The 22,471-nt window shown below is 62.1% G+C and carries 15 protein-coding genes and 3 pseudogenes; 10 read left to right on the top strand and 8 right to left on the bottom strand.

Going from position 1 to position 22,471, the window contains the following annotated elements; translation table 11 throughout:
• The first annotated feature begins 42 nt into the window (after positions 1–42).
• Positions 43–1,218: a XylR family transcriptional regulator gene (locus BT199_RS24505; RefSeq protein WP_072435609.1), complete on the top strand. Its 1,176-nt coding sequence runs from the start codon at positions 43–45 to the stop codon at positions 1,216–1,218.
• Here the strand turns inward: BT199_RS24505 and BT199_RS24500 are convergent.
• From BT199_RS24500 to BT199_RS24485, 5 genes and pseudogenes are all read right to left on the bottom strand, one after another.
• Positions 1,215–2,477, bottom strand: a complete 1,263-nt coding sequence (locus BT199_RS24500) for a carbohydrate porin (RefSeq protein ID WP_072435608.1) — start codon at positions 2,475–2,477, stop codon at positions 1,215–1,217. The two genes, BT199_RS24505 and BT199_RS24500, sit on opposite strands and share 4 nt — an antisense overlap.
• A 57-nt stretch (positions 2,478–2,534) precedes the next feature.
• Positions 2,535–4,943, bottom strand: a complete 2,409-nt coding sequence (locus tag BT199_RS24495) for a glucose/quinate/shikimate family membrane-bound PQQ-dependent dehydrogenase (protein WP_072435607.1) — start codon at positions 4,941–4,943, stop codon at positions 2,535–2,537.
• A gap of 195 nt (positions 4,944–5,138) precedes the next feature.
• A pseudogene (locus tag BT199_RS27785) lies at positions 5,139–5,675 on the bottom strand (methyl-accepting chemotaxis protein); the annotation flags it as partial.
• A gap of 327 nt (positions 5,676–6,002) precedes the next feature.
• Positions 6,003–7,082 (bottom strand): annotated as a pseudogene (locus BT199_RS27780) (cache domain-containing protein); the annotation flags it as partial.
• Positions 7,083–7,221: 139 nt separating this feature from the next.
• Positions 7,222–8,112, bottom strand: coding sequence for a bestrophin family protein (locus tag BT199_RS24485; protein ID WP_003190542.1), 891 nt, complete (start codon positions 8,110–8,112; stop codon positions 7,222–7,224).
• A gap of 329 nt (positions 8,113–8,441) precedes the next feature.
• Between BT199_RS24485 and BT199_RS24480 the strand changes: the two genes are divergently transcribed.
• Positions 8,442–9,293 (top strand): hypothetical protein, encoded by an 852-nt coding sequence (locus BT199_RS24480; RefSeq protein WP_172832686.1) that lies wholly within the window; start codon positions 8,442–8,444, stop codon positions 9,291–9,293.
• A gap of 2 nt (positions 9,294–9,295) precedes the next feature.
• Positions 9,296–10,324, top strand: coding sequence for a GGDEF domain-containing protein (locus BT199_RS24475; RefSeq protein ID WP_014718066.1), 1,029 nt, complete (start codon positions 9,296–9,298; stop codon positions 10,322–10,324).
• 10 nt (positions 10,325–10,334) lie between these two features.
• Here the strand turns inward: BT199_RS24475 and BT199_RS24470 are convergent, their stop codons facing one another.
• Positions 10,335–10,634 carry an ArsR/SmtB family transcription factor gene (locus tag BT199_RS24470; protein WP_003190545.1) on the bottom strand — a complete coding sequence of 100 codons (300 nt, stop codon included), beginning with the start codon at positions 10,632–10,634 and terminating at the stop codon, positions 10,335–10,337.
• Positions 10,635–10,724: 90 nt separating this feature from the next.
• Between BT199_RS24470 and BT199_RS24465 the strand changes: the two genes are divergently transcribed.
• Together BT199_RS24465 and BT199_RS24460 are read left to right on the top strand one after the other, a co-directional pair.
• The gene (locus BT199_RS24465; RefSeq protein ID WP_054895667.1) at positions 10,725–11,816 is read left to right on the top strand and encodes an NADH:flavin oxidoreductase/NADH oxidase; all 1,092 of its coding nucleotides are present in this window, start codon (positions 10,725–10,727) and stop codon (positions 11,814–11,816) included.
• A 189-nt stretch (positions 11,817–12,005) separates the two neighbouring features.
• Complete coding sequence (locus BT199_RS24460; RefSeq protein WP_058410519.1) at positions 12,006–14,135, top strand: TonB-dependent siderophore receptor; 2,130 nt, start codon at positions 12,006–12,008, stop codon at positions 14,133–14,135.
• A 490-nt stretch (positions 14,136–14,625) separates the two neighbouring features.
• On the opposite strand, the gene BT199_RS24450 is transcribed toward BT199_RS24460, so the two are convergent.
• On the bottom strand, positions 14,626–15,348 hold the full coding sequence (locus BT199_RS24450; RefSeq protein ID WP_003190551.1) for a FadR/GntR family transcriptional regulator: 723 nt from the start codon (positions 15,346–15,348) through the stop codon (positions 14,626–14,628).
• 48 nt (positions 15,349–15,396) lie between these two features.
• Positions 15,397–17,133: an IlvD/Edd family dehydratase gene (locus BT199_RS24445; RefSeq protein ID WP_019817288.1), complete on the bottom strand. Its 1,737-nt coding sequence runs from the start codon at positions 17,131–17,133 to the stop codon at positions 15,397–15,399.
• 191 nt (positions 17,134–17,324) lie between these two features.
• On the opposite strand from BT199_RS24445, the gene BT199_RS24440 reads away from it, so the two are divergent.
• The 5 genes and pseudogenes from BT199_RS24440 to BT199_RS24420 form a co-directional block, all read left to right on the top strand.
• Positions 17,325–18,647, top strand: a complete 1,323-nt coding sequence (locus tag BT199_RS24440) for an MFS transporter (RefSeq protein WP_072435606.1) — start codon at positions 17,325–17,327, stop codon at positions 18,645–18,647.
• A 16-nt stretch (positions 18,648–18,663) separates the two neighbouring features.
• Entirely contained in the window at positions 18,664–19,656 is a 993-nt protein-coding gene (gene araD1 / locus BT199_RS24435; RefSeq protein WP_014718070.1) for an AraD1 family protein, read from the top strand.
• Between the two features lie 10 nt (positions 19,657–19,666).
• Positions 19,667–21,247: an aldehyde dehydrogenase (NADP(+)) gene (locus BT199_RS24430; protein WP_072435605.1), complete on the top strand. Its 1,581-nt coding sequence runs from the start codon at positions 19,667–19,669 to the stop codon at positions 21,245–21,247.
• 16 nt (positions 21,248–21,263) lie between these two features.
• Positions 21,264–22,127: an SMP-30/gluconolactonase/LRE family protein gene (locus BT199_RS24425; RefSeq protein WP_072435604.1), complete on the top strand. Its 864-nt coding sequence runs from the start codon at positions 21,264–21,266 to the stop codon at positions 22,125–22,127.
• A 39-nt stretch (positions 22,128–22,166) separates the two neighbouring features.
• A pseudogene (locus tag BT199_RS24420) lies at positions 22,167–22,471 on the top strand (substrate-binding domain-containing protein); the annotation flags it as partial.

The raw sequence follows: 22,471 nt of genomic DNA, 5'->3' as shown, positions 1-22,471 counted from the left end.
GGTGAGGGTTAGTCTGTCCCTACCGGCCTAAGGACAAAAACAATGAAAACCCTACCGCCCGTTCACCGCATCGCCTTGCTGTTCAACGGCAGCAAGATCTACGACCGCGGCATCATCGCCGGCATTGGCAATTACCTGAGCAGCACCCGCGCATCCTGGGACCTGTTCCTGGAAGAAGACTTCCTCTGCCGCCTGCGCGGTATCGAGCGTTGGCAGGGGGACGGCATCATTGCTGACTTCGATGACCCGCTGATCGGCGAGGCGCTGGCTGGGAGTCGGATACCGGTGGTGGCGGTGGGTGGGTCTTATGAGGATGTCAGCAAGTACCCCAAGGGCATTCCTTATGTGGCCACCGATAACCATGCCCTGATGAAGCTGGCCTACGAGCATCTGGTGGAGGCGGGGTTGACGCGGTTTGCCTGTTTCAGCCTGCCCGAAGCCCAGGCCAATCGGTGGGCCCAGGAGCGTGAGAAAGCTTTTCGCCGCTTGATGCAGCGCGATGGCTTGCAGGTAGAGGTGTATCGCGGCCTGGGCACCAGTGCGCCGTTGTGGGACAGCGCGGTGGAGCAGCAGATTGCCTGGCTGCACAGTTTGCCCAAGCCTATCGGCATCATCGCGGTGACCGATGCCCGCGCTCGGCAATTGCTGCAAGCCTGCCTGACGGCGGGTATTGCGGTGCCGGAGGAGGTGGCGTTGATCGGCATCGACAACGACCCGCTGACCCGTACCCTCACGCGGGTGCCGCTCAGTTCGGTGATCCAGGGCACCGAGACCATGGGCCGCACCGCTGCGGCGCTGTTGCATCAGATGCTGCACGGCAAACCCTGCACGGGCACGCAGGTGCTGGTGCCGCCGGACGCCATCAACGTGCAGGCCTCCAGCCTGCATCAACCCCTGGGCAATCCTTACGTGATGCAGGCCTTGTTGTTTATCCGCCAGTACGCCTGCCAGGGCATCAAGACCGATCAGGTCGCGGCCTATGTCGGTGTTTCCCGCTCGTCCCTGGAAGCGCATTTTCGCAAGGCCCGCGGCTGCAGCGTGCATGATGAGATTCTGCGCTTCAAACTTGCCGCTGCCGCCAAAGGCCTGGAAAACCACAGCCTTGCGATTGCCGACATTGCTGCACGCTGTGGCTTCACCTCTGCGCAGTACCTGCATACGGTGTTTCGCCGCGAATTTGGCTGTACGCCGCGTCAGTATCAGCAGGGCACGAACTAGAACACCGCTTTGACCTGCAAGCCCAGCACCAGCGCATTGTCGATGCTCTCCCCGGAAAAAGCCCCCGGCTCGATGATGTATTGCACATCCGGGCGCAAGGTCAGCCAAGGCGTGGCCTGGTAGCTATAACTGAGCTCGATCAGCTGTTCGGCCGTGTCCAGGTCGGGATAGGCCGTGCCGGTGTTGAACGCTGCCAGCTCCTGTACATCACGGCTGCGCGGGTTCGGCACCGCGCGGCCATAGCCCAGGGCGACGGTATCGCGCGGGCGACCCTCGAACGGCTTGTACAGCACCACGCCTGCGCCATACCACTTGGTGAACGGCGAGGCCGCTTGGCTGGCGGCGGAGTACTGGCCGAAGGCGTGCAAGCTACGGCCTTGGGATGATTGTGAGGCCCACACAGCCTGGTCGATCAAGAGGTAGTGACCGCCGCGCCCGCTGACGTCCTTGTTGCTGCCAATGCGTTTTACATCGGAACTGTCGTAGTAATACCCGAGCTTGTATTCACCGGGCAGTGCGCCCGCATGCTTGTAGATAAGCTCGATGGGCACCACGGTGCCGGTGGTGTGCTTGGGTCCCAGGTGCCAGGCACGGCTGGAGTTGCCGTTGCTGGACGGGTCGACATTGAACGCCGCCACGCGCAGCTGCCAGTTGGGCGAAAAGTCGTACTTCAACCGGGCACCGAGGTGCGCATTCGGGTAGTTGGCCCAGCCACTGCCGCCGGACATGTTCAGCGGATGCCCGCAGAAGCCGGCGTTCATGAAGTTGCACAGGATGCCGCTGTCCAGACCGCCGAGGTCATTGCCCATGGCCATATAGCCCAGCTTGAGGTTCAGCGCCGGGGTGAACAGCGTGCGCTCGTAGCTCAGTTCGGTGAGGCGCGTGTAGAGGCCGCCGTAGTTTTCCTGGATCGGCAGGCGGTTGCCCACCAGGTCCTCGGAGGCGCTGTTGCCGCGTCGGTCGTTGATGGTCAGCTGGATGCGGTCGCCGTTGGTAAAACCGTAGAGCTTGCCCAGGTCGAACTGCACGCCGAGCTTGACGTTTTGCGAGTAGCGCGCCGAACGGTGCTGGCCGCCGTGGGCGTTGTAGGCGGTCTCGCCGCTGTAGTCACCGGTAAAGCGCACACCTTGCGCGTCGAGTTCGCGGCGCAGGCCGCCCCAGTCGCCGGTCAGGGTGGTGTCGTCGGCTTGAACGGGCAGGGCGGCCGCAAAGGCCAGGCCCAGCGCCAGGCGCCAGGCGGTATGAGGAGTAGGGGTCATGGGGGATCTTTCCAAACACAAAGCGCGGTGCCGGAGCACCGCGCGAACAGAGGGCGGTTACGGCAGGGCGTAGGCGATCACGTAGTCGCCACGGTCGGTGGACTGGCGTGCGCCGCCGGCGGTGACGACGATGTATTGCTTGCCGGTTTTCGGCGACACGTAGGTCATCGGCCCACCCTGGCTGCCGACGGGCAGGCGGGCTTTCCAGATTTCATCGCCATTGCCGCTGTTGAAGGCGCGCAGGTAGAAGTCCTGGGTGCCGGCAATAAAGATCAGGCCGCCTTGGGTGGACAGCGTACCGCCCAGGGTCGGCAGGCCTACCTTGATCGGCAGGTGCATGCGGATACCCAGGGGGCCGGTGTCTTCAACGGTGCCCACCGGTACTTGCCAGGCGACCTTTTGCGTCTTCATGTCGATGGCGGTCAAGGTACCGAACGGCGGCGCCTGGCACGGAATGCCGGCCACCGACAGGAAGCGGTTTTTGTTCACCGCATACGGCGTACCCTTGAGCGGCACGGCGCCCATGCCGGTGTTCAGCGCTTCACCACCGGAAGAGGCCTGGGCCTTGTTCTGCGACGGTATCATCTGGATCCACAGGCCCAGGCGCATGTCGTTGACGAAGATAAAACCGTGCACCGGGTCGGTGGAAATGCTGCCCCAGTTCATGCCGCCCAGGGAACCCGGGAAACTCAGGGATTTATCGGTGCCTGGTGCGGTGTACAGGCCGTCGTAGCGCATGCCCTTGAAGTCGATGCGGCACAGCAACTGGTCATACGGCGTCGCGCCCCACATGTCCGACTCGGTCAGGGTTTGCGCGCCGATCTGCGGCATGCCCACGGATTTCGGCTGGGTCAGGGAATACGGCTCGTTGGGAATGTTCGCGGCTTTGACCGGAACTTCCTGCACGTCCGTCAGCGGCTTGCCCGTGGCGCGGTCGAGCACATAGATCTGCCCGGCCTTGGTGCCGATGACTACGGCGGGTACAGCCTTGTCGCTGCCTGGCGGGGTGAAGTCGATCAGGCTGGGCTGCATCGGCAGGTCGAAGTCCCAGAGGTCGTTGTGGACCGTCTGGTACACCCACTTCTCGGCACCGGTGGAGGCGTCGAGTGCCAGCACCGAAGCACCGTATTTGTGGTTGAGCTGGGTGCGCTCCACACCGTAGATATCGGTGGACGAGCTGCCCATCGGCAGGAAGACCGTGTTCATCAGTGGGTCGTAAGACATCGGCGCCCAACTGTTCGGGGTGCTGCGCACGTAGGTGGCGTCGCCCGTCGGGGCCTGCTTGTCTTCAGGGTTGCCTGGGTCGAACGCCCAGCGCATTTGACCCGTGATCACGTCAAAGCCACGGATCACGCCACCGGGCATATCGGTCTGCACGTTGTCTGCCACGCGACCGCCGACCACCACGGTGGTGCCGGCCATCAGCGGCGCCGAGGACAGTTGATAGTAGCTGTCCGGCACATTGCCCAGACCGGCCTTGAGGTCCACCTGACCATGGGTGCCAAAGTCTTCGCAGAACTTGCCGGTGTCGGCGTCTACGGCGATCAGGCGTGCATCAATGGTGTTGGTCAGCAGGCGACGCTGGCACTGCGCACCGACAGGCATGCTGGCGGTCAGGATCGGCGAGCTGTTGGGCTGGGTCGGCTGGGCAATCGGTGCGCTGGCGTCGAAATACGCCATGCCCCGGCAACGCTGCCACACTGCCGACTTGGCGTTGACTTCGTTCTTCCACAGTTCTTTGCCGGTGTCGGCATCCAACGCGATCAGGTTGTTGTGCGGGGTGCAGATAAACACTTTGTTGCCGACCTGCAGGGGCGTCAGCTGGTCTTCGGCACCGTTGCCGTCGCTGATGGCCACGTCGCCGGTGTGGTAGGTCCAGGCGACTTTGAGCTTGTCGATGTTGTCGCGGTTGATCTGGTCCAGCGCGGCGAAACGGCTGCCACCTTCGGTATTACCGTAGTGGGCCCAATCTTTCTGCGCATCGGCCGCCGCCACCGGGGTCATGCCCGGGCCTGCACCGGTGGGCGCAACGCTTGGGTGCGCGACAAACATATTGCCCGCCGCCACCGCCACGCCCAGCGCCAATACGGCGGCGACGCCATAGGCACCCCGCGCCGGTTTGCCGGCCAGCAATGGATACACCAGCGCCACAACCACGCCAATCACCGCAAACATGAACAGTCGCGAGAACAGCGGCCAGTATTCCAGGCCCACGTCGGCCACCGCCCACACGGCAGTAGCCACTAGAAACGCGGCGAACAACCAGGCGCCGGCAGGCTTGCAGCGGGCAATCAACAGCCCGGAAATGGCCATGGCCACGCCGCCGAGCAGGAAGTACCAGGAGCCTCCCAGGCTGACCAGTTTGGCGCCGCCGACGGCCAGCGCAAGGCCGAGCAGGGCGATGACGACGCCCAGGCCCAGGAGTAAAAATCTAGAGACGCCAGCGGCGCGCGATGCTCGTTTCATGTCGAATGGACTCGAGTGAGAGAGGGCAAAGACGCGATTTTAGCAAGATAAGTAACCAGTTAGTACATTTGAGTCCTGCAATAGACTGTTGCAGGTACTGCGATGATGGCGCGGCCCTCTTCTGAAGGGGTCAGTAGGTAGCCCAGACAATCGACAAACCTCTGTGGCGAGGGAGCAAGCTCCCTCGCCACGGCATCAGAACTTGAAGCGCCCCACCAGCCCATTGAGCTGGCCGGAAATATCCGTCAGCCGCCCTGAACCGGTCTGCGCCGAATGCGCAAAGCCTTCCACCAACTGCGCGTCGGCGTGGATCTGCGCGATATGCCGGTTGATCTCTTCGGCCACCTGGTGCTGCTCTTCGGCGGCGGTGGCGATCTGGGTGTTCTGGTCGCGAATCGAGTCCACCGAACCACGGATCTTGTCGAAGCTGTCGCGGGCCTGCTGGATGCGCTCCACGCTGGTGTTGGACACCAGCAAGCTGCCTTGCATCTGCTGGGTGACTTCCTGGGTGCGGCGGGCGAGGTTGCCCAGCAGGCTGTCGATTTCGCCGGTGGAGTCGGCGGTGCGACGCGCCAGTGCACGCACTTCATCGGCGACCACCGCAAAGCCGCGGCCCTGGTCGCCAGCGCGGGCAGCTTCGATCGCGGCGTTGAGCGCCAGCAGGTTGGTCTGTTCGGCTATCGAACGGATGGTATCGAGGATGGTGTTGATGTTCTGGCTGTCTTGCTCGAGCAACTGCATGGTCTGTGTGGATTTTTGCAGGTCTTCGCTGAGCTTGAGCACGCTGCCGGTGGCTTCGCCGATGTGCTGCTGGCCGGTGTGCACGTCGCGATAGCCCTCATCGGCACTCGTGGCGGCGGCGCTGCATGAGCGCGCGACTTCGTTGGCGGTGGCGACCATCTCGTTGAACGCAGTGCTCACCAGTTCCACGGCTTCGCGCTGGCGGCCGGCGGCCTGGTTCATATTGTTGGCCACGGCGCTGGTGTCGGCGGCGGCGGTTTGCAGGTCTGAGGAGGCGTTGCCGATGCGCTGCACCAATTGCGCGATCATGCTCAGGAACTGGTTGAACCAGCCGGCCAGGCTAGCGGTTTCGTCCTTGCCTTGCACTTTGAGCTGGCGCGTGAGGTCGCCTTCACCTTCGGCGATTTCCTGCAAACCGTCGGCCACGCCGCGAATCGGGCGCACGATCACACGGGCGAAACTGGCGCCGACGATGGCGAACACCACGGCCAATACGGCGGCAATCGCCGCGATCAACCACGTCAGGCGGGTGGCGCCGGCCATCACTTCGTCGCGCTTGATCAGGCCGATAAAGCGCCAGCCCAGGTCTTTGGAACTGACCACGTTAGCCATGTAGGCCACGCCGTCGATGCTCACCTCGGTCACGCCATCGCCGTGCTTGGCCAGTTCGGCGTAGTTCGCGCCCAGGCCCGCCAGGGGCTTGAAATTGTGCGTGGCATCGCTGGGGTCCACCAGCACGTTGCCGTCGGCTTCCACCAGCATCAGGTAGCCGCTGTCGCCCAGCTTGATGGTGCGCACCAGCTCGGTGAGTTGCTTGAGCGACACGTCCAGGCCAACCACCCCAAGGACGTTACCCGTGGCATCCGCGACGGTGCGCACGGTGCCGATCAGCACCACATCGTCCGGGGCCCAGTAGTAGGCGCCTGTGCGCACGGTCTTGCCTGGCGCTGCGATGGCGGCCTGGTACCAGGGGCGGGTGCGCGGGTCGTATTGCGTCAGTTTGGCGTCGTCTGGCCAACTGGCGTAGCCGCCATCGCTCAGTCCCAGGGACAGGTAGGCGGTGCTGGGGTGGCTTTTGGCGAACTGATCGAAAATCGCCAGCAGCTCTGTGTTGGTCGGCGTAAGCGGGATTTGCGCGGCATCGGCGCCGGCATAGCTTTTGAGGTTCTTGGCCGCGATCACGCGCGGGTCCTTGGCGACGAAGTCGACATTCTGGCTGATGCCGTCGAAAAACTGCTGCATGCCATTGTCGATCTGGCGGATCTCGCGGCCGCTGCTGTCGAGGAAGTTGGCCAGCGCACCCTCGCGCAGATTCAGCACCACGATAATGGCGACCAGGATGACCGGCACGCACGCGATGGCCGCAAACGCCCATGTCAGCTTCTGCTTGATATTCATGACTTCACCCGCGGGTATTTATAGTTTTGGCAAGGGGAGAAAAATTAGTGCTGCGTGTCGCAGGCGTTTTTGTGAGAGGCGAGGCCATGCGTACCCTCGGTATATCGGCCGAGGGAGTTGGCACTTGAGCAGGGGGGAATCAGGCGATCGGGTCACCGACCAGGGCATCGCGGCGCATCGACTGCAGGTTCTTCTCGATGGTTTCGCAGATGCTTTCCATCTGGATCTGGTGTTCGCTGGAATTGAACGGGCTTTGCAGGTCGGTGCCGATGCGTTCGATGGCCAGCAGCATGAAGCCCACGACTGTGGAAGCCAGCGGCGTGAACCAACCGAGGGATTCCACCAGGCCCACCGGTACGATCAGGCAGAACAGCGAAATGAATAGCCGCGGGAAGTACACGTAAGGGTAGGGCAGTGGCGTGTTGGCAATCCGCTCCATGCCGCCCTGCGCGTTGGAGAGGTCCACCAGGGTCGACTCCAACCGCGCCAGGCGGATGCTGTCCAGGCGCCCGGCCTGGTATTCGCGCGCCAGCAACGAGGCTGAGCCGGTGAGGATGTCATTGGCGAAGTTATTGGTGGCGCCGTTGCGCGCAAATTCTTCGGCGGGGATAAAGGCTCGCACTTCCTCCGGGCACGGCTGGCCCTTGAGGTGCGCAGCCAGGCAGTTGACGTAAGCCACGTGACGGCGCAACAGCGTCGACTTCACCGGGTTCACCTCACCGGGGGCGTCATCGAGCAGGGTCAACACTTGCCGGGCAAAACTGCGCGAGTTGTTGACCATCGCACCCCACAGCGTGCGTGCTTCCCACCAGCGGTTATAGGCGCTGCTGTTGCGAAAACTGATCAGCACCACCAGTGCCGAGCCGAGCAAGGTCAGGGGCATCAGCGGCAAATTGATCTTGGCGGTGAGAAACAGCATGAAATCCACCGTCACCGCCACATCCCACAACAACAGCCAGAACAACGCCCAGCCCACATAGCCCATGGTCTTGATGATCAGGCGGTATTTCTTCAGAAGGGCAGCTTTCAAACGAGAACCTCGCGGCGGGCGGTTGGCAACAATCCCCTGTTACGACGCCGTCGAGGAAGGAAGGTTCGCAGTGTGCTGAATCGATTAGTCCTCTAACCGCCAGGCGGAGAGAATGTAACCAAAGGTTGCGCGTAAGTGTGTGCTACGCGGCATTTGACGGTGGAACAACTTTGGTACTGATGACGTCTTGTCCGGCAATCGCTGTACATTGCGTTCGAGGCAAAAAGCCATTAATGGCAGGAATTTTGAAGTGATTTGTTTTGGGGCCGGGCTGCAGGGATTTCGTAGCTGAGATCAGTGGCATCAAGTTGGATGATCAGGGCTCTTTCATGCGTGTCAGTTCGTTGAAGTTGGCTATGTGTAATACCGCGCAAGCGCTCGAACGTCATAAGGATTTTGAATCGTGCATGAGAGCGCATTACCACGTGCTGCTCGTGCCCTATTCGAAACGACCGTTTTTCTACAAGAGTGCCCTTAAATACAGCCGCTTGATGGTGTCGTTTGCATTATTGAGCCAATACTTTTCCACACCGCTGCCGTTGTTGGCAGAAGTTAAAGCCTTGTGCGTAACGCGCAAATACTGTTCGAAAAACAGCCTGGAATCGATTTTTTTGCTATTCCGGGCCCTGGGTTTCATGGAGGTTGCGCCGCACCCCGAAGACAGTCGCTTCAGGGTGTATGCACCCTCGGATGAAGCCTGCCGCGAAGCGCGGTTGATGCTCACCGCCCTCACGGAGTCGTTGGCGCTGCTCTACCCCGAACGGGAAGTGTTCCGGCAGATGCGTGACTTGGATGACCGTGAGTTCCTGGCGCTCTATTTCAAAGGTTTTGCCATGATTCTCGCGGCCGAGTTGACGGTGGATGTCTTGCTGCCCGAATGTTATTGGCTGGTGAAACGCGATGCCGGCCATCTGTTGATGCTGGCGATCTACAACGATGCCTTTGCCCCTGAGAACGACCGCGCCACCTTCCGGTCGTCTTCCTACCTGGCCTTGGCCAAGCAACTTTCCGTGTCCAAGACCCACATTATCCGTATGGTGCAGGAGGGGGTCGAAAAGGGTTATTTCAAAGCCCACTCCAAAACCCGGCTGGAAGTTCTGCCACCCTTTGCCAGCCTGGTAAAGCGGTTCATGGCCTTTTCATTTGCGATGGGCCTGCATGCTATTGAGATGGGAGCGTAAGGATGCCTGCTAACTTGAAGTTGCGGCCCAGAATGCGCAGTTTGTTGTCACCTGCGGTGACCCAAGCCGAATGGGTCGGGATTATTGCCTGGGTCGGCATGCTCCTGATTCCTGCGGCCCTGAAGTTGGATTTTTATATGTTGGCCGTCACGGTGGGCCTGCTGATTGTTTGCCGGGTACATGCCACCACCACGAACTTTCTGCTCTGGCGAGTGCTGGGAGTCACCTATATGGTGTTGTTGTCCGTCGGCTTCGCTTATCTGATTCATATGCACGCAGAGTTGCGTATCTATGGCTTGCCGTTGGCGGTGACCCTGGTGGTGGGCAGTGCGATCTTGTTTATCAGTGTCCAGGATTATCTGGCCGATGCGCTATTGATCTGGCTGATCCTGTGGCCGCCCATGCAGGCGGATATATACGCCGGCACCGAGGTGTATTTGCTGCTGTTCTGCGCGGCGTCGGTGTCCATCGGGTTTATCTTGAGTTATTCCTACTTGAAGAACCTGCGTTCGGTATTGCTGGTGGAAAGCGAGTTTCGCGCCTTGGCCGAGACCGACTACCTGACGTCCATCCTCAACCGGCGCGCCTTTATGCAGAGCTTCGAGAAGTTGCTCGGTGGGGAGCGGGGCGGCTACTTCATCATGTTGGATATCGACAGTTTCAAGGAAAAAAACGACCTGTATGGCCACGACGTGGGGGACAAGATTCTGCGCGCCATGGCGCTGTGCCTGAAAAACGCCAAGGGCAGCCACAGCTTCGGACGGATCGGCGGGGAAGAGTTCGGCGTGTTATTGCAGGGAGACGATGTGGAGGTGGCCTGTGATTATGCCCTGGACTTGTTGCAGGCGATCCGCAGCAGCGTGCCTGCGCCCCACCATTACACCTGCAGTGCGGGGATGGCGCGTTTTTCGCCAGGCGACGAGTTGTCGGCCGTACTCAAGATGGCGGACAAGAACCTGTACGGCGCCAAGCGCAATGGCAAGGACTGTGTGCACCTGGACGGCGCATTGCTACAGGCGGTCTTGTCCTGACGCGTGCCGTCTAGTGCTGTGACAGAACGCTCGCCAGCAACCCAGGGAAGCGGCTTTCCAGCTCGTCACGGCGCAACGAGTTCATATGGGTGGTGCCCACATTGCGCGTGTGCACCAGGCCGGCATCGCGCAATACCCGGAAGTGATGGGACATGCTGGATTTGGGCCGCCCCCCGTCCAGTTCGCCACAGGTGGCCTCTGGCACGTTGGCCAGGTAGCGCACGATGTCCAGGCGCACGGGGTCGCTCAAGGCGTACAGCACACGCTCAAGCGTCAATTCTTGGGGGGTAGGGTGTTTGAAGGCTCGCATGGGGCGGATCATAACAGGGGGGTAGCGTTCAATACCATAGTTCGATTACCATCGAACTATCGAATCACCCACCCCTTCCTGGAGTTCTCAATGTCGGCTTTGTTCGAACCGTTCAAACTCAAAGATGTGACCTTGCGCAATCGCATTGCTATCCCCCCGATGTGCCAATACATGGCCGACGACGGCATGGTCAACGACTGGCACCATGTCCACCTGGCCGGCATGGCCCGTGGCGGTGCCGGCCTGCTGGTGGTCGAGGCCACCGCGGTCGCCCCTGAAGGACGCATCACCCCAGGCTGCGCTGGGATCTGGAGCGACGCCCACGCCCAGGCATTCGTGCCCATGGTCAAAGCCATCAAGGCCGCAGGTTCGGTGCCGGGCATCCAGATCGCCCACGCCGGTCGCAAAGCCAGTGCCAATCGCCCCTGGGAAGGTGATGACCACATCCCGGCCTCTGATGCCCGTAGCTGGGAAACCATCGCGCCGTCGGCCATTGCGTTCGGTGCCAACCTGCCCAACGTACCGCGTGCCATGACCCTGGAAGACATCGCCCGTGTGCAGCAGGACTTCGTCGACGCGGCCCGTCGCGCCCGCGATGCCGGTTTTGAATGGATCGAACTGCACTTCGCCCACGGTTACCTGGGCCAGAGCTTTTTCTCCGAGCATTCCAACCAGCGTACCGATGCCTACGGTGGCAGCTTCGACAACCGCAGCCGCTTCCTCCTCGAAACCCTGGCTGCGGTGCGTGAAGTCTGGCCGGAAAACCTGCCGCTCACCGCCCGGTTCGGCGTGATCGAATACGACGGTCGTGATGAGCAGACCCTCACCGAGTCCATTGAACTGGCGCGCCGTTTCAAGGACGGGGGCCTGGACCTGTTGAGCGTCAGCGTCGGCTTTACCATTCCTGACACCAACATCCCATGGGGCCCGGCCTTCATGGGCCCGATTGCCGAGCGTGTACGCCGTGAAGCCGGTATTCCGGTGACCTCGGCCTGGGGCTTCGGCACGCCGCAACTGGCCCAAGGCGCTTTGCAGGCCGGGCACCTGGACCTGGTTTCGGTAGGGCGTGCGCATCTGGCCGACCCGCATTGGGCCTACTTTGCTGCCAAGGAGCTGGGCGTGGACAAGTCCTCCTGGACCTTGCCGGCGCCTTACGCGCATTGGCTGGAACGCTATCGCTGAGGTACGCCTGCGCGTTGCATGAGCCACTCGATTGAGTGGCTTTTTTTCGCCTGTCGCTTTTCGCGACCTACACGGTGAAAAATAACAAATGAGAATCGATGTCAAACGAGAATCCGCTGATATATGATGCGCCGCGAATTCTTGGCAGGTTTGCCGTCCCATCTGGCTCATTCACTAGGTTCTACACCCATGCGTCGTACTCTGATTTCCATCTGTGTGCTCCAGGCGTTTTCCCCCTTCGCGTGGGCAGAGCAGGCACCTGCCGAGAACGCCAGTATCGAGCTGCAAGCGACCAATGTCACCGCCACCGCTGACCTTGAGTCGGCCCAAGGCCCCGTGCAGGGCTACCACGCCACACGTTCAGCCAGTGCGACGCGCACCGACACCGCCATTCATGAAACTCCACAGTCCATCAGCGTAGTGTCCAAGGACGTGGTCGAAGACCTCGGTGCAACGCGCCTGCAGGATGCCCTCGATTACGCGGGCGGCGTGGGCCGCGCCAACAATTTCGGCGGCCAGGGCCTGACCACCTTTACCGTTCGCGGCTTCACCACCGGCGAGTTCTACCGCAACGGTTTCCCGATCAACCGGGGTTACCCGAACATGCCGGACGCCAACACCATCGAGCGTCTTGAAGTGCTGCGCGGCCCTGCGACCATGCTCTACGGCCGTGGCGACCCAGGCGGTACCTTCAACGTGGTGTCCAAGCAGCCGCTGGCTGAACGCACCGTCACCCTGGGCAGCCAGCTCAATGACCAGGGCATGAAGCGCGGCACCCTGGATGCCTCCGGCCCGCTGGACGAGGAAGGCCGCCTGGCCTATCGCCTGAACGTGGTGGGCGAGGGCGGCGACACCTTCCGCGATCACGTCGAGACGGAACGCTACGGCGTGACGCCGGTGATCACCTGGCAGGCCACCGATGACACCAAGGTGACCTTCGAAGGCGATTTCATGCGCAACAACCACCCGCTGGACCGCGGCCTGACGCGTTTCCCCAACCAGCGTGGCACCCCCTCGCGCGATACGTTCTGGGGCGACAAGGATGCTGGCAAGCTGCACAACGACAACAACATGGCGCAGTTGCGTTTCGAGCACGTGCTTAACGACAACTGGACCCTGGGCGGCGGTTTTCAATGGTTGGACGGCAGCCTGAAGGGCAACGCCATTGAGGCCAATGGGCCGGGTAGCCTGGGCGCCGATGGCCGGACCCTGCAACGCAACTTCAACTACCGCAAGCTGGAATGGACCGACAAGGACTATCAGCTCAACCTGACCGGGCACTTCTCCACCGGCGGGTTCGATCACACCTTGCTTACCGGTATCGAGTACGAGGACTACGACTACAAGTCGATTATCCAGCGTTCCAGCGCCGCGGCGGGCACCTACCCAATCGATATCTTTGATCCGGTGTACGGTCAAACCCGCCCGGCGCTGACCCGAACGCCGACCCACGATAAGGAAAACCTCAAGACCTACGCCGCTTTCGTACAGGACCAGGTCGCCCTCACTGAACGGCTGAAAGTACTGGCCGGTGCCCGCTTCGAGCGTTTCGAGCATGACTACCAGAACTATGTAGGTAAAAGCTGGCAGGCCGCCGACAACGCCGTCACCCCGCGCGTGGGTGTGATCTACGACCTCACCGACACCGTCGCGGTCTATGCTGACGCCGCACGTTCGTTCAAACCCAACACTGGCGCCAGCCGCGAAGGTGGTGGTTTTGCGCCGGAGAAAGGCAAGTCCTATGAGATGGGCATCAAGTGGGAGGCGCTGGACCGGCAGTTGAGCGTGGATGCGGCGATCTATCAGATCGAGAAGAAGAACGTGCTGACCACCGACCCCGTGGACAATACCTTCAGTGTTGCGGCCGGCCAGGTGCGCAGTCGGGGCTTCGATCTCAATGTGGCGGGCAACCTCACGCCCGAATGGCGCGTGATCGGCGGTTACGCCTATGTAGATGCAGAAGTCACCCGTGATAACACTCTGCGCTCCGGCACTCGCTTGATGAACATCCCGCGCAACAGCTTCAGCCTGCTCAACGTCTACGAGTTCCAGGACGGCGCGCTCAAAGGCCTGGGCCTGGGCGCCGGCGGCAAGTACGTCGACCAACGCGCCGGCCAGACCGCCAATACGGCATTCTCCATGGACGCCTATACCGTGGTCGACCTGCTCGGTTACTACAAGGTCAATGAGCGTGTGCGCTTGAACCTGGATGTGAAGAACCTGTTCAACCGTGAATATGAAGAGGGCGCGTTCGGCAATATCTACGCTTACCCCGGTGCACCGCGAACTGTGCAGGTGGGCATCGCCTACACCCTGTGATGAACAGCTGCGGTACCACACAGGGCCTGTGGCGAGGGAGCTTGCTCCCGCCACGGCGCCTATCTACCTGACGCCCCGCGTTCCAACTGTGGGAGCTGGCTTGCCTGCGAAGACGGCCTGCCAGCCGACGCATTTCTACCTGACGCCCCGCAATCCAACTGTGGGAGCTGGCTTGCCTGCGATGGCGGCCTGACAGCCGACACAGGGTGTCAGACCGAGTACATATCCATTCCTGCGGTAACGGCTGCTTAGGGTTCCGCTTTTACAGCGGGTCACTTTTGGAAAAGAGCCCGGAATGCCGGCCCAGCCAAAAGTAACCAAAAGGGCTCTTGCCCCACCACTCGGCACCTCGCCTAGGCTCGGTGTGCCCGTAATCCGCCAGTGATTTGGGGGGGCGCCTAAGATCAAGATCAAAAGCAGAGCAAGAGCACGAGCGGCTCGCTTCGCATCGTGAGCTGGGCAAAAGTTAACAGTCAGGAATGACGCGGGTTTACAGCGGCGTCAACACATTCATCACCGTGTCCAGCGCCACCCGCGTGTCATCCAGTTGCACCAGCGACGCATGCCGCGCACCCAGGGCATCGCGGTTCTGGATCGCCGTGAGGATCGCTTTGTGCCGAGGCAGACTCAGGCCCTGGATATCCGGACGGCGGTTGGTGATGTTGATCGACTCGCGCAACGGCAGCGAGAGCATGTTGCACATATAGGCGAGCAGGTCGTTGCGGGTGGCGTCGGCAATCGCACGGTGGAAGTCCAGGTCGGCCTGTAGCAGCTCCTCGTGGGTCTTGGCGGTTTCCATGCCTTGGTAGGCGTGTTCGATAGTGGCGATGTCTTCATCGGTGGCGGTGGTCGCGGCCATCGCGGCGATTTCCGGTTCGAGGATGCGGCGCACCCCGGCCAGGGTGTTGAAGAACTCGCTGTGGGGCGTGGACTGCATCAACCAGGACAGCACGTCCGGGTCGAGCAGGTGCCATTTCAAGCGTGGCCGTACCACCGCGCCCACCCGTGGCTTGGAATACACCAGGCCCTTGGCGCTGAGCACCCGCGTGGCTTCGCGCAATACCGAGCGGCTGACCTGGTATTCCTCGCACAGCGTGGCTTCCATGGGCAAGCGTTCTTCAGGCTTGAAGCGACCGGAAACGATGTGCATGCCCAAGTCCTGAACGATCTGGGCATGCTGGCTCTTGCGCGGCTTGGGCGGCTGGTGATCCATAACGACGGGGAGGCTCTGGCTTAGATTCGCCGCATCATAGCATCCCAATTAGTGGGAATGCCGTGGGACTTCTGCCCCGCGACAGCCCACCAGGAAGTCAAAGTCACAGCCTTGGTCGGCTTGTAGCACATGGTCGATGTACAGCTGGCGATAGCCGCCGACGATGAGGTTTTGCGCGGGCGGCAGGTCGGCCATGCGCGCTGCCAGCTCGGCGTCTGGAATGTCCAGGTGCAGGCGGCCATTGGCGCAATCGAGTTCGATCCAGTCACCTTCCTTAACTGTTGCCAACGGCCCGCCGGCAGCGGCTTCCGGGGCCACGTGCAACACCACGGTGCCGTAGGCGGTGCCGCTCATGCGCGCATCGGAAATGCGCACCATGTCCGTCACACCCTGGGCCAGCAGCTTGGCAGGCAGGCCCATGTTGCCGACTTCGGCCATGCCGGGGTAACCCTTGGGGCCGCAGTTTTTCATGACCAAAATCGAGTTGGCATCCACGTCCAGCTCCGGGTCGTTGATGCGTGCCTTGTACATGTCGAAGTTCTCGAACACCACGGCGCGGCCACGGTGTTGCATCAGTTCGGGGCTCGCTGCCGAAGGCTTGAGCACCGCGCCCAGGGGCGCGAGGTTGCCACGCAGCACGCAGATGCCGCCGTCGGCGCGGATCGGGTTGTCCAGGGTGCGGATCACTTCGTCCTGGCCGTAGATCGGCGAATCCTGGGTGTTCTCGCCCAGGGACTTGCCGTTGACCGTCAAGGCGTTGGGGTGGGGGATCAGATTGGCCTCACCCAGGCGACGCAGCACCGCGGGCAGGCCGCCGGCGTAGTAGAACTCTTCCATCAGAAAGCGTCCGGAGGGCTGCAGGTCGACGATGGTCGGCATACCGCGGCCGATGCGGGTCCAGTCATCCAGGTCGAGTTCGACGCCGATGCGCCCGGCGATGGCTTTCAGGTGAATCACCGCGTTGGTCGAGCCGCCGATGGCCGCGTTCACGCGGATAGCGTTTTCGAACGCCTCCTTGGTGAGGATCTTCGACAGCTTCAAGTCTTCACGCACCATCTCCACGGCGCGCATGCCCGACATGTGCGCCAATACATAGCGGCGTGCATCCACGGCCGGAATCGCCGCGTTGTGGGGCAGGGAAGTGCCCAGCGCCTCGGCCATGCAGGCCATGGTCGAGGCCGTGCCCATGGTGTTGCAGGTGCCCGCCGAACGCGACATGCCGCCCTCGGCCGCGAGGAAATCATCCAGGGTGATGGTGCCGGCCTTGACCTGTTCGCTGAGCTGCCACACCACCGTCCCCGAGCCGATGTCCTGGCCCTTGTGCTTGCCGTTGAGCATCGGCCCGCCAGTGACCACGATGGCCGGCACATCACAACTGGCGGCGCCCATCAGCAGCGCGGGGGTGGTCTTGTCGCAGCCGGTCAGCAGCACCACACCGTCAATCGGATTGCCGCGAATCGCTTCTTCCACATCCATGCTCGCCAGGTTGCGCGTGAGCATGGCGGTAGGGCGCAGGTTGGATTCGCCATTGGAAAACACCGGGAACTCCACCGGGAAGCCTCCGGCCTCGATCACGCCACGCTTGACGTGTTCGGCTATCTGACGGAAGTGCGCGTTGCACGGCGTCAGCTCCGACCAGGTGTTGCAGATGCCGATGATCGGCTTGCCATGGAACTGATGGTCGGCAATGCCTTGGTTCTTCATCCAGCTGCGGTACATGAAGCCGTTCTTGTCGGCAGTACCGAACCACTGGGCAGAGCGTAGGCCGGGCTTTTTGTCAGGCATGATCGATTCTCTTATTGTATGACTATATGTTCTATGCGTGCTTAAACATAAGCGCAAAATCGCCGCTTTGGAAGTGTTGTTTTGCAAATAGTCATACTATATAGTCGGTCTTAACTGAGGTATGGCCCTGGCGGATTTCGTCAGAGGCGTCCCCCGAGCTTCTATAAAAACAACAATCGGAGATCGACCCCATGAGCCAGGAACTGCGGCTTATTCGGCGCATCACGCTGAAACTGATTCCCTTCCTGATCCTGCTGTACCTGATCGCCTACGTGGACCGTTCCGCCGTAGGGTTCGCCAAGCTGCACATGGGCGCTGACGTGGGCATCGGCGACTCCGCCTATGGCCTCGGTGCCGGGTTGTTCTTCATTGGCTATTTCCTGTTCGAGATTCCCAGCAACCTGATGCTCGACCGCTTCGGCGCGCGGCGCTGGTTTGCGCGCATCATGATCACCTGGGGCGCCATCACCATCGGCATGGCGTTCGTGCAGGGGCCGCACAGCTTCTATGTGATGCGTTTTCTGCTGGGCGCGGCGGAGGCGGGGTTCTTTCCCGGCGTGCTGTACTACATCACCCAGTGGTTCCCGGTGCGCCATCGCGGCAAGATCCTCGGGCTGTTCATCCTCTCCCAACCGATTGCAATGATGATCACAGGTCCAGTGTCCGGCGGTCTGCTCGGCATGGACGGCATTCTCGGCCTGCATGGCTGGCAGTGGCTGTTTATCGTGATCGGTACCCCGGCGATCCTGCTGACCTGGCCGGTGCTGCGTTACCTGCCGGACGGCCCCCAGAAGGTCAACTGGATGAGCGAGGAAGAAAAAGCCTGGCTCACCGGCGAGCTGCACAAAGACCTGCAAGCCTACGGCCAGACACGCCATGGCAACCCTTTGCATGCGCTCAAGGACAAGCGCGTGTTGTTGCTGGCGCTGTTCTACCTGCCGGTGACCCTGAGCATCTACGGCCTCGGCCTGTGGCTGCCGACCCTGATCAAGCAGTTTGGCGGCAGCGACCTTACCACCGGCTTCATCTCCGCCGTGCCCTATATCTTCGGCATCATCGGCCTGTTGATCATCCCGCGCAGTTCCGACCGTTTGAACGACCGTTACGGCCATCTCGCCGTGCTCTATGTGCTGGGCGCCATCGGCCTGTTCTGCAGCGCCTGGCTCACGGTGCCAGTGCTGCAAATGGCCGCGCTGTGCCTGGCGGCGTTTGCCATGTTTTCCTGCACCGCCGTGTTCTGGACCCTGCCGGGGCGCTTCTTTGCCGGCGCCAGTGCGGCGGCCGGTATTGCCTTGATCAACTCGGTGGGCAACCTCGGCGGCTATATCGGCCCGTTCGTGATCGGTGCGCTCAAGGAGTACACCGGCAACCTGGCCTCAGGCTTGTATTTCTTATCCGGTGTGATGGTGTTCGGGTTGCTGCTGACCCTCGTGGTCTACCGCTTGTTGGAACGCAAGCACGTGCTGCCCGTCGACCAATTCGCCGCCAGCGCCCGTGGCGCCACACGCACTTAAATCCAGGAGAACCTGCATGCGTTTAGTTCAGTTCGAGTTGAGCAACGGTGAGCGCCGCGTCGGCGTGGTAGAAGGCAACCAGGTACGCGAAGTGCGCGGCGCCCACAGCGTGCGTGAACTGGCGCTGGCCGCCATCGAAGCCGGCGGCAAGTTGCAGCAACAGGTGCAAGCCCTCGGCCTGGGCGCCAGCCATGACTACACCGCCTTGTTGGCGGACCACAAAATCCTGCCCCCGCTGGACCACCCGGACCCGGCCCACATGCTGATCAGCGGCACCGGCCTCACCCACCTGGGCAGTGCCTCGGCCCGCGACAAGATGCATCAGCAGGCCGGCGACGACAGCGCGATGACCGACACCATGCGCATCTTCAAATGGGGCGTGGAGGGCGGCAAACCAGGCGCCGGCCAGGCCGGTGTGCAACCGGAGTGGTTTTACAAAGGCGATGGCAGCATCGTCGTGCGCCCGGGCCAGGCCTTCCCGGTGCCGCCGTTTGCCGAAGATGCCGGCGAAGAACCGGAAATCGGTGGCCTCTATGTGATCGGGCATGACCGTAAGCCCTATCGCCTGGGTTTTGCGGTGGGCAACGAGTTCTCCGACCATGTGATGGAGCGCAAGAATTACCTGTACCTGGCCCATTCCAAGCTGCGCAGTTGCAGTTACGGCCCGGAGCTGCGCGTGGGCGAACTGCCCGAGCATCTGGCGGGCACCAGCCGCATCCTGCGCAACGGCGAGGTCATCTGGCAGAACGAATTCCTCAGTGGCGAGGCCAATATGTGCCACAGCCTGGAAAACCTCGAATACCACCACTTCAAATACAGCCAGTTCCTCAAGCCGGGTGATGTGCACATTCACTTCTTCGGCACCGCCACCTTGTCATTCGCCGACGGTATACGTACCCAGCCGGGCGATGTGTTCGAGATCAGCCAGGCTGAATTCGGCGCGCCGTTGATCAACGGTATCGGCAGCAGCGATGCGGCATTTGAACCCGGCCAAGTCACCCCCCTTTAAGGAGATCAACATGACCCTGTTCCTCGGCCACAACTACATCGGCGGCCAGCGCAGCGCCAACGGCAGCATCAAGCTGCAAAGCATCGACGCCACCACCGGCGAAGCCTTGCCCCAGGATTTCTACCAGGCCACCGCCCAGGAAGTGGACGCCGCCGCCCAGGCCGCGGCCCAGGCGTACCCGGCCTATCGCGCCTTGAGCGCCGCACGACGTGCGCAGTTTCTGGATGCGGTGGCCGATGAGCTGGACGCCTTGGGCGATGACTTCGTCGAACTGGTTTGCCGCGAAACCGCCTTGCCGGCCGCACGCATCAAAGGCGAACGCGGGCGCACCAGCGGCCAGATGCGCTTGTTCGCCACCGTGCTGCGCCGCGGTGACTTCTACGGGGCGCGTATCGACAAGGCCCTGCCAGAGCGCCAGCCGCTGCCGCGCCCGGACCTGCGCCAATACCGTATCGGCCTCGGCCCGGTGGCGGTGTTCGGCGCCAGCAACTTCCCCCTGGCATTTTCCACGGCTGGCGGCGACACCGCTGCCGCGCTGGCCGCCGGCTGCCCGGTGGTGTTCAAGGCCCACAGCGGCCACATGGCGACCGCCGAGCGCGTGGCCGATGCGATCATTCGCGCCGCTGAGGCCACCGAGATGCCGGCCGGCGTGTTCAATATGATCTTTGGCGGCGGCGTCGGTGAGGCGCTGGTCAAGCACCCGGCGATCCAGGCGGTGGGCTTTACCGGCTCACTCAAAGGCGGCCGCGCCCTGTGCGACATGGCCGCGGCGCGCCCGCAACCGATCCCGGTGTTTGCCGAGATGTCGAGCATCAACCCCGTGATCGTGCTGCCCCAGGCGCTGCAAGCCCGCGCTGAAAGCATTGCCCGTGACCTGACCGCGTCGGTGGTACAAGGCTGCGGCCAGTTCTGCACCAACCCAGGCCTGGTGATCGGTATCGCCTCGCCTGCGTTCACCGCGTTCACTCAGCAGGTCGCGCAATTGATCGGTGAACAACCGGCGCAAACCATGCTGAATGCCGGCACCCTGGGCAGCTACGGCAAGGGCCTGGAAAAACTCCGCTCTCACCCGGGCATCCAGCATCTGGCGGGCAGCGCGCAATCGGGCAACCAGGCGCAACCGCAGCTGTTCAAGGCGGATGTACGTCTGTTGATTGACGGCGACGAAGTGCTGCAAGAGGAAGTGTTCGGCCCCACCACGGTGTTCGTCGAAGTGGCCGACCAGGCCCAACTCAGCGCCGCCCTGCAGGGGCTGCACGGGCAGTTGACCGCCACGCTCATCGGCGAACCGGCCGACCTGCAACAGTTCGCCGAACTCACGCCGCTGCTGGAACAGAAAGTCGGGCGCATCCTGCTCAACGGTTACCCGACTGGCGTGGAGGTGTGCGATTCCATGGTTCACGGCGGGCCGTACCCGGCGACTTCCGACGCCCGTGGCACCTCGGTCGGCACGCTGGCCATCGACCGTTTCCTGCGCCCGGTGTGCTTCCAGAACTACCCTGATAGCCTGCTGCCCGACGCGTTGAAAAACGCCAACCCCTTGCGTATTCAGCGCCTGGTAAATGGCACGCCATCGCGCGAATCGCTGTAACTGATCAGGAGGCTTCATGTCGTTGAGCGCAGTCACCCCGCACCGTGCCCGGTTGGGCGAAGGGCCGTTCTGGGATGTACCGACCCAGGCCCTGTATTGGGTGGATATCGCCGCCCGCCAGGCGCTGCGTCTGATGGGTGGGCAGTTGCAGGTGTGGCAATTGCCTGAGCACGTCTCGGCGTTCATCCCCTGTCAAAGCGGTGATGCGCTGGTGACCTTGAGCAGCGGCGTATATCGCCTGGACCTGGCCACCGAAGCCTTGACCCTGCTGTGCGTAGCCGACCCGCAAACGGGCAACCGCGGCAATGAAGCACGCTGCGATGCCCAGGGCCGGCTGTGGTTGGGCACCATGCAAAACAACATCGGCGAGCAGGGCGAAGACCTGCCGATTACCCGGCGCTCCGGTGGCCTGTTTCGCATCGATGCCGATGCGCGGGTCACGCCGTTGCTGGCGGGCCTGGGCATTCCCAACACCCTGCTCTGGAACGAGGAGGGCAGCCAGGTGCATTTCGGCGACAGCGTGGACGGCACGCTCTATCAGCATTCGATCCAGGCTGACGGCCAACTCGGCGCCGCCCAGGCCTGGTTCGGGCCGCACACACGCGGCGGGCCGGATGGCTCGGCCATGGACGCCGACGGCTACATCTGGAATGCGCGCTGGGACGGCAGTTGCCTGCTGCGTCTGACGCCTTCAGGTGAGGTGGATCGCATTATCGAACTGCCGGTCAGCCGTCCCACCAGTTGCGTGTTCGGTGGGCCCGAGCTCACCACGCTGTACATCACCAGCGCGGCGAGTCCCTTGGATCACCCCCTTGATGGTGCGGTATTGGCCATTGAAGTCGATGTTCCTGGCAAGCCTTGCCATCGTTTCGCCGGTTAAACCCAAGACTTAAAAAAACAACAACAAGAGGTGTCGTTCATGAAAAAGGTTCTACGCGTTCTGGCTGCCGCTGTTGCGTTGAGCAGCCTCAGCAGCATCGTATCCGCTGAAGACGTGAAGATCGGCTTTCTGGTCAAGCAGGCCGAAGAGCCCTGGTTCCAGACGGAGTGGGCGTTTGCGGAAAAAGCCGCCCAGGACAAAGGCTTCAAACTCATCAAGATCGCGGTGCCCGACGGCGAGAAAACCCTCTCGGCCATCGACAGCCTGGCCGCCAACGGCGCCAAAGGCTTCGTGATCTGCCCGCCGGACGTGTCCCTGGGCCCGGCCATTGTCGCCAAAGCGAA

Origin of the sequence: Pseudomonas sp. NFR02 (genome assembly GCF_900119375.1) — a bacterium.
Lineage (GTDB): Bacteria > Pseudomonadota > Gammaproteobacteria > Pseudomonadales > Pseudomonadaceae > Aquipseudomonas > Aquipseudomonas paracarnis.
This window is presented reverse-complemented; position numbering and strand designations above follow the sequence as displayed.

What these genes read in the sequence shown, in the direction of transcription:
- BT199_RS24505 (WP_072435609.1), top strand. Translation starts at nt 43, where the DNA reads ATGAAAACCCTACCGCCCGTTCACCGCATCGCCTTGCTGTTCAACGGC.
- BT199_RS24500 (WP_072435608.1), bottom strand. Translation starts at nt 2,477, where the DNA reads ATGACCCCTACTCCTCATACCGCCTGGCGCCTGGCGCTGGGCCTGGCC.
- BT199_RS24495 (WP_072435607.1), bottom strand. Translation starts at nt 4,943, where the DNA reads ATGAAACGAGCATCGCGCGCCGCTGGCGTCTCTAGATTTTTACTCCTG.
- BT199_RS24480 (WP_172832686.1), top strand. Translation starts at nt 8,442, where the DNA reads ATGCGTGTCAGTTCGTTGAAGTTGGCTATGTGTAATACCGCGCAAGCG.
- BT199_RS24475 (WP_014718066.1), top strand. Translation starts at nt 9,296, where the DNA reads ATGCCTGCTAACTTGAAGTTGCGGCCCAGAATGCGCAGTTTGTTGTCA.
- BT199_RS24470 (WP_003190545.1), bottom strand. Translation starts at nt 10,634, where the DNA reads ATGCGAGCCTTCAAACACCCTACCCCCCAAGAATTGACGCTTGAGCGT.
- BT199_RS24465 (WP_054895667.1), top strand. Translation starts at nt 10,725, where the DNA reads ATGTCGGCTTTGTTCGAACCGTTCAAACTCAAAGATGTGACCTTGCGC.
- BT199_RS24460 (WP_058410519.1), top strand. Translation starts at nt 12,006, where the DNA reads ATGCGTCGTACTCTGATTTCCATCTGTGTGCTCCAGGCGTTTTCCCCC.
- BT199_RS24450 (WP_003190551.1), bottom strand. Translation starts at nt 15,348, where the DNA reads ATGGATCACCAGCCGCCCAAGCCGCGCAAGAGCCAGCATGCCCAGATC.
- BT199_RS24445 (WP_019817288.1), bottom strand. Translation starts at nt 17,133, where the DNA reads ATGCCTGACAAAAAGCCCGGCCTACGCTCTGCCCAGTGGTTCGGTACT.
- BT199_RS24440 (WP_072435606.1), top strand. Translation starts at nt 17,325, where the DNA reads ATGAGCCAGGAACTGCGGCTTATTCGGCGCATCACGCTGAAACTGATT.
- araD1 (WP_014718070.1), top strand. Translation starts at nt 18,664, where the DNA reads ATGCGTTTAGTTCAGTTCGAGTTGAGCAACGGTGAGCGCCGCGTCGGC.
- BT199_RS24430 (WP_072435605.1), top strand. Translation starts at nt 19,667, where the DNA reads ATGACCCTGTTCCTCGGCCACAACTACATCGGCGGCCAGCGCAGCGCC.
- BT199_RS24425 (WP_072435604.1), top strand. Translation starts at nt 21,264, where the DNA reads ATGTCGTTGAGCGCAGTCACCCCGCACCGTGCCCGGTTGGGCGAAGGG.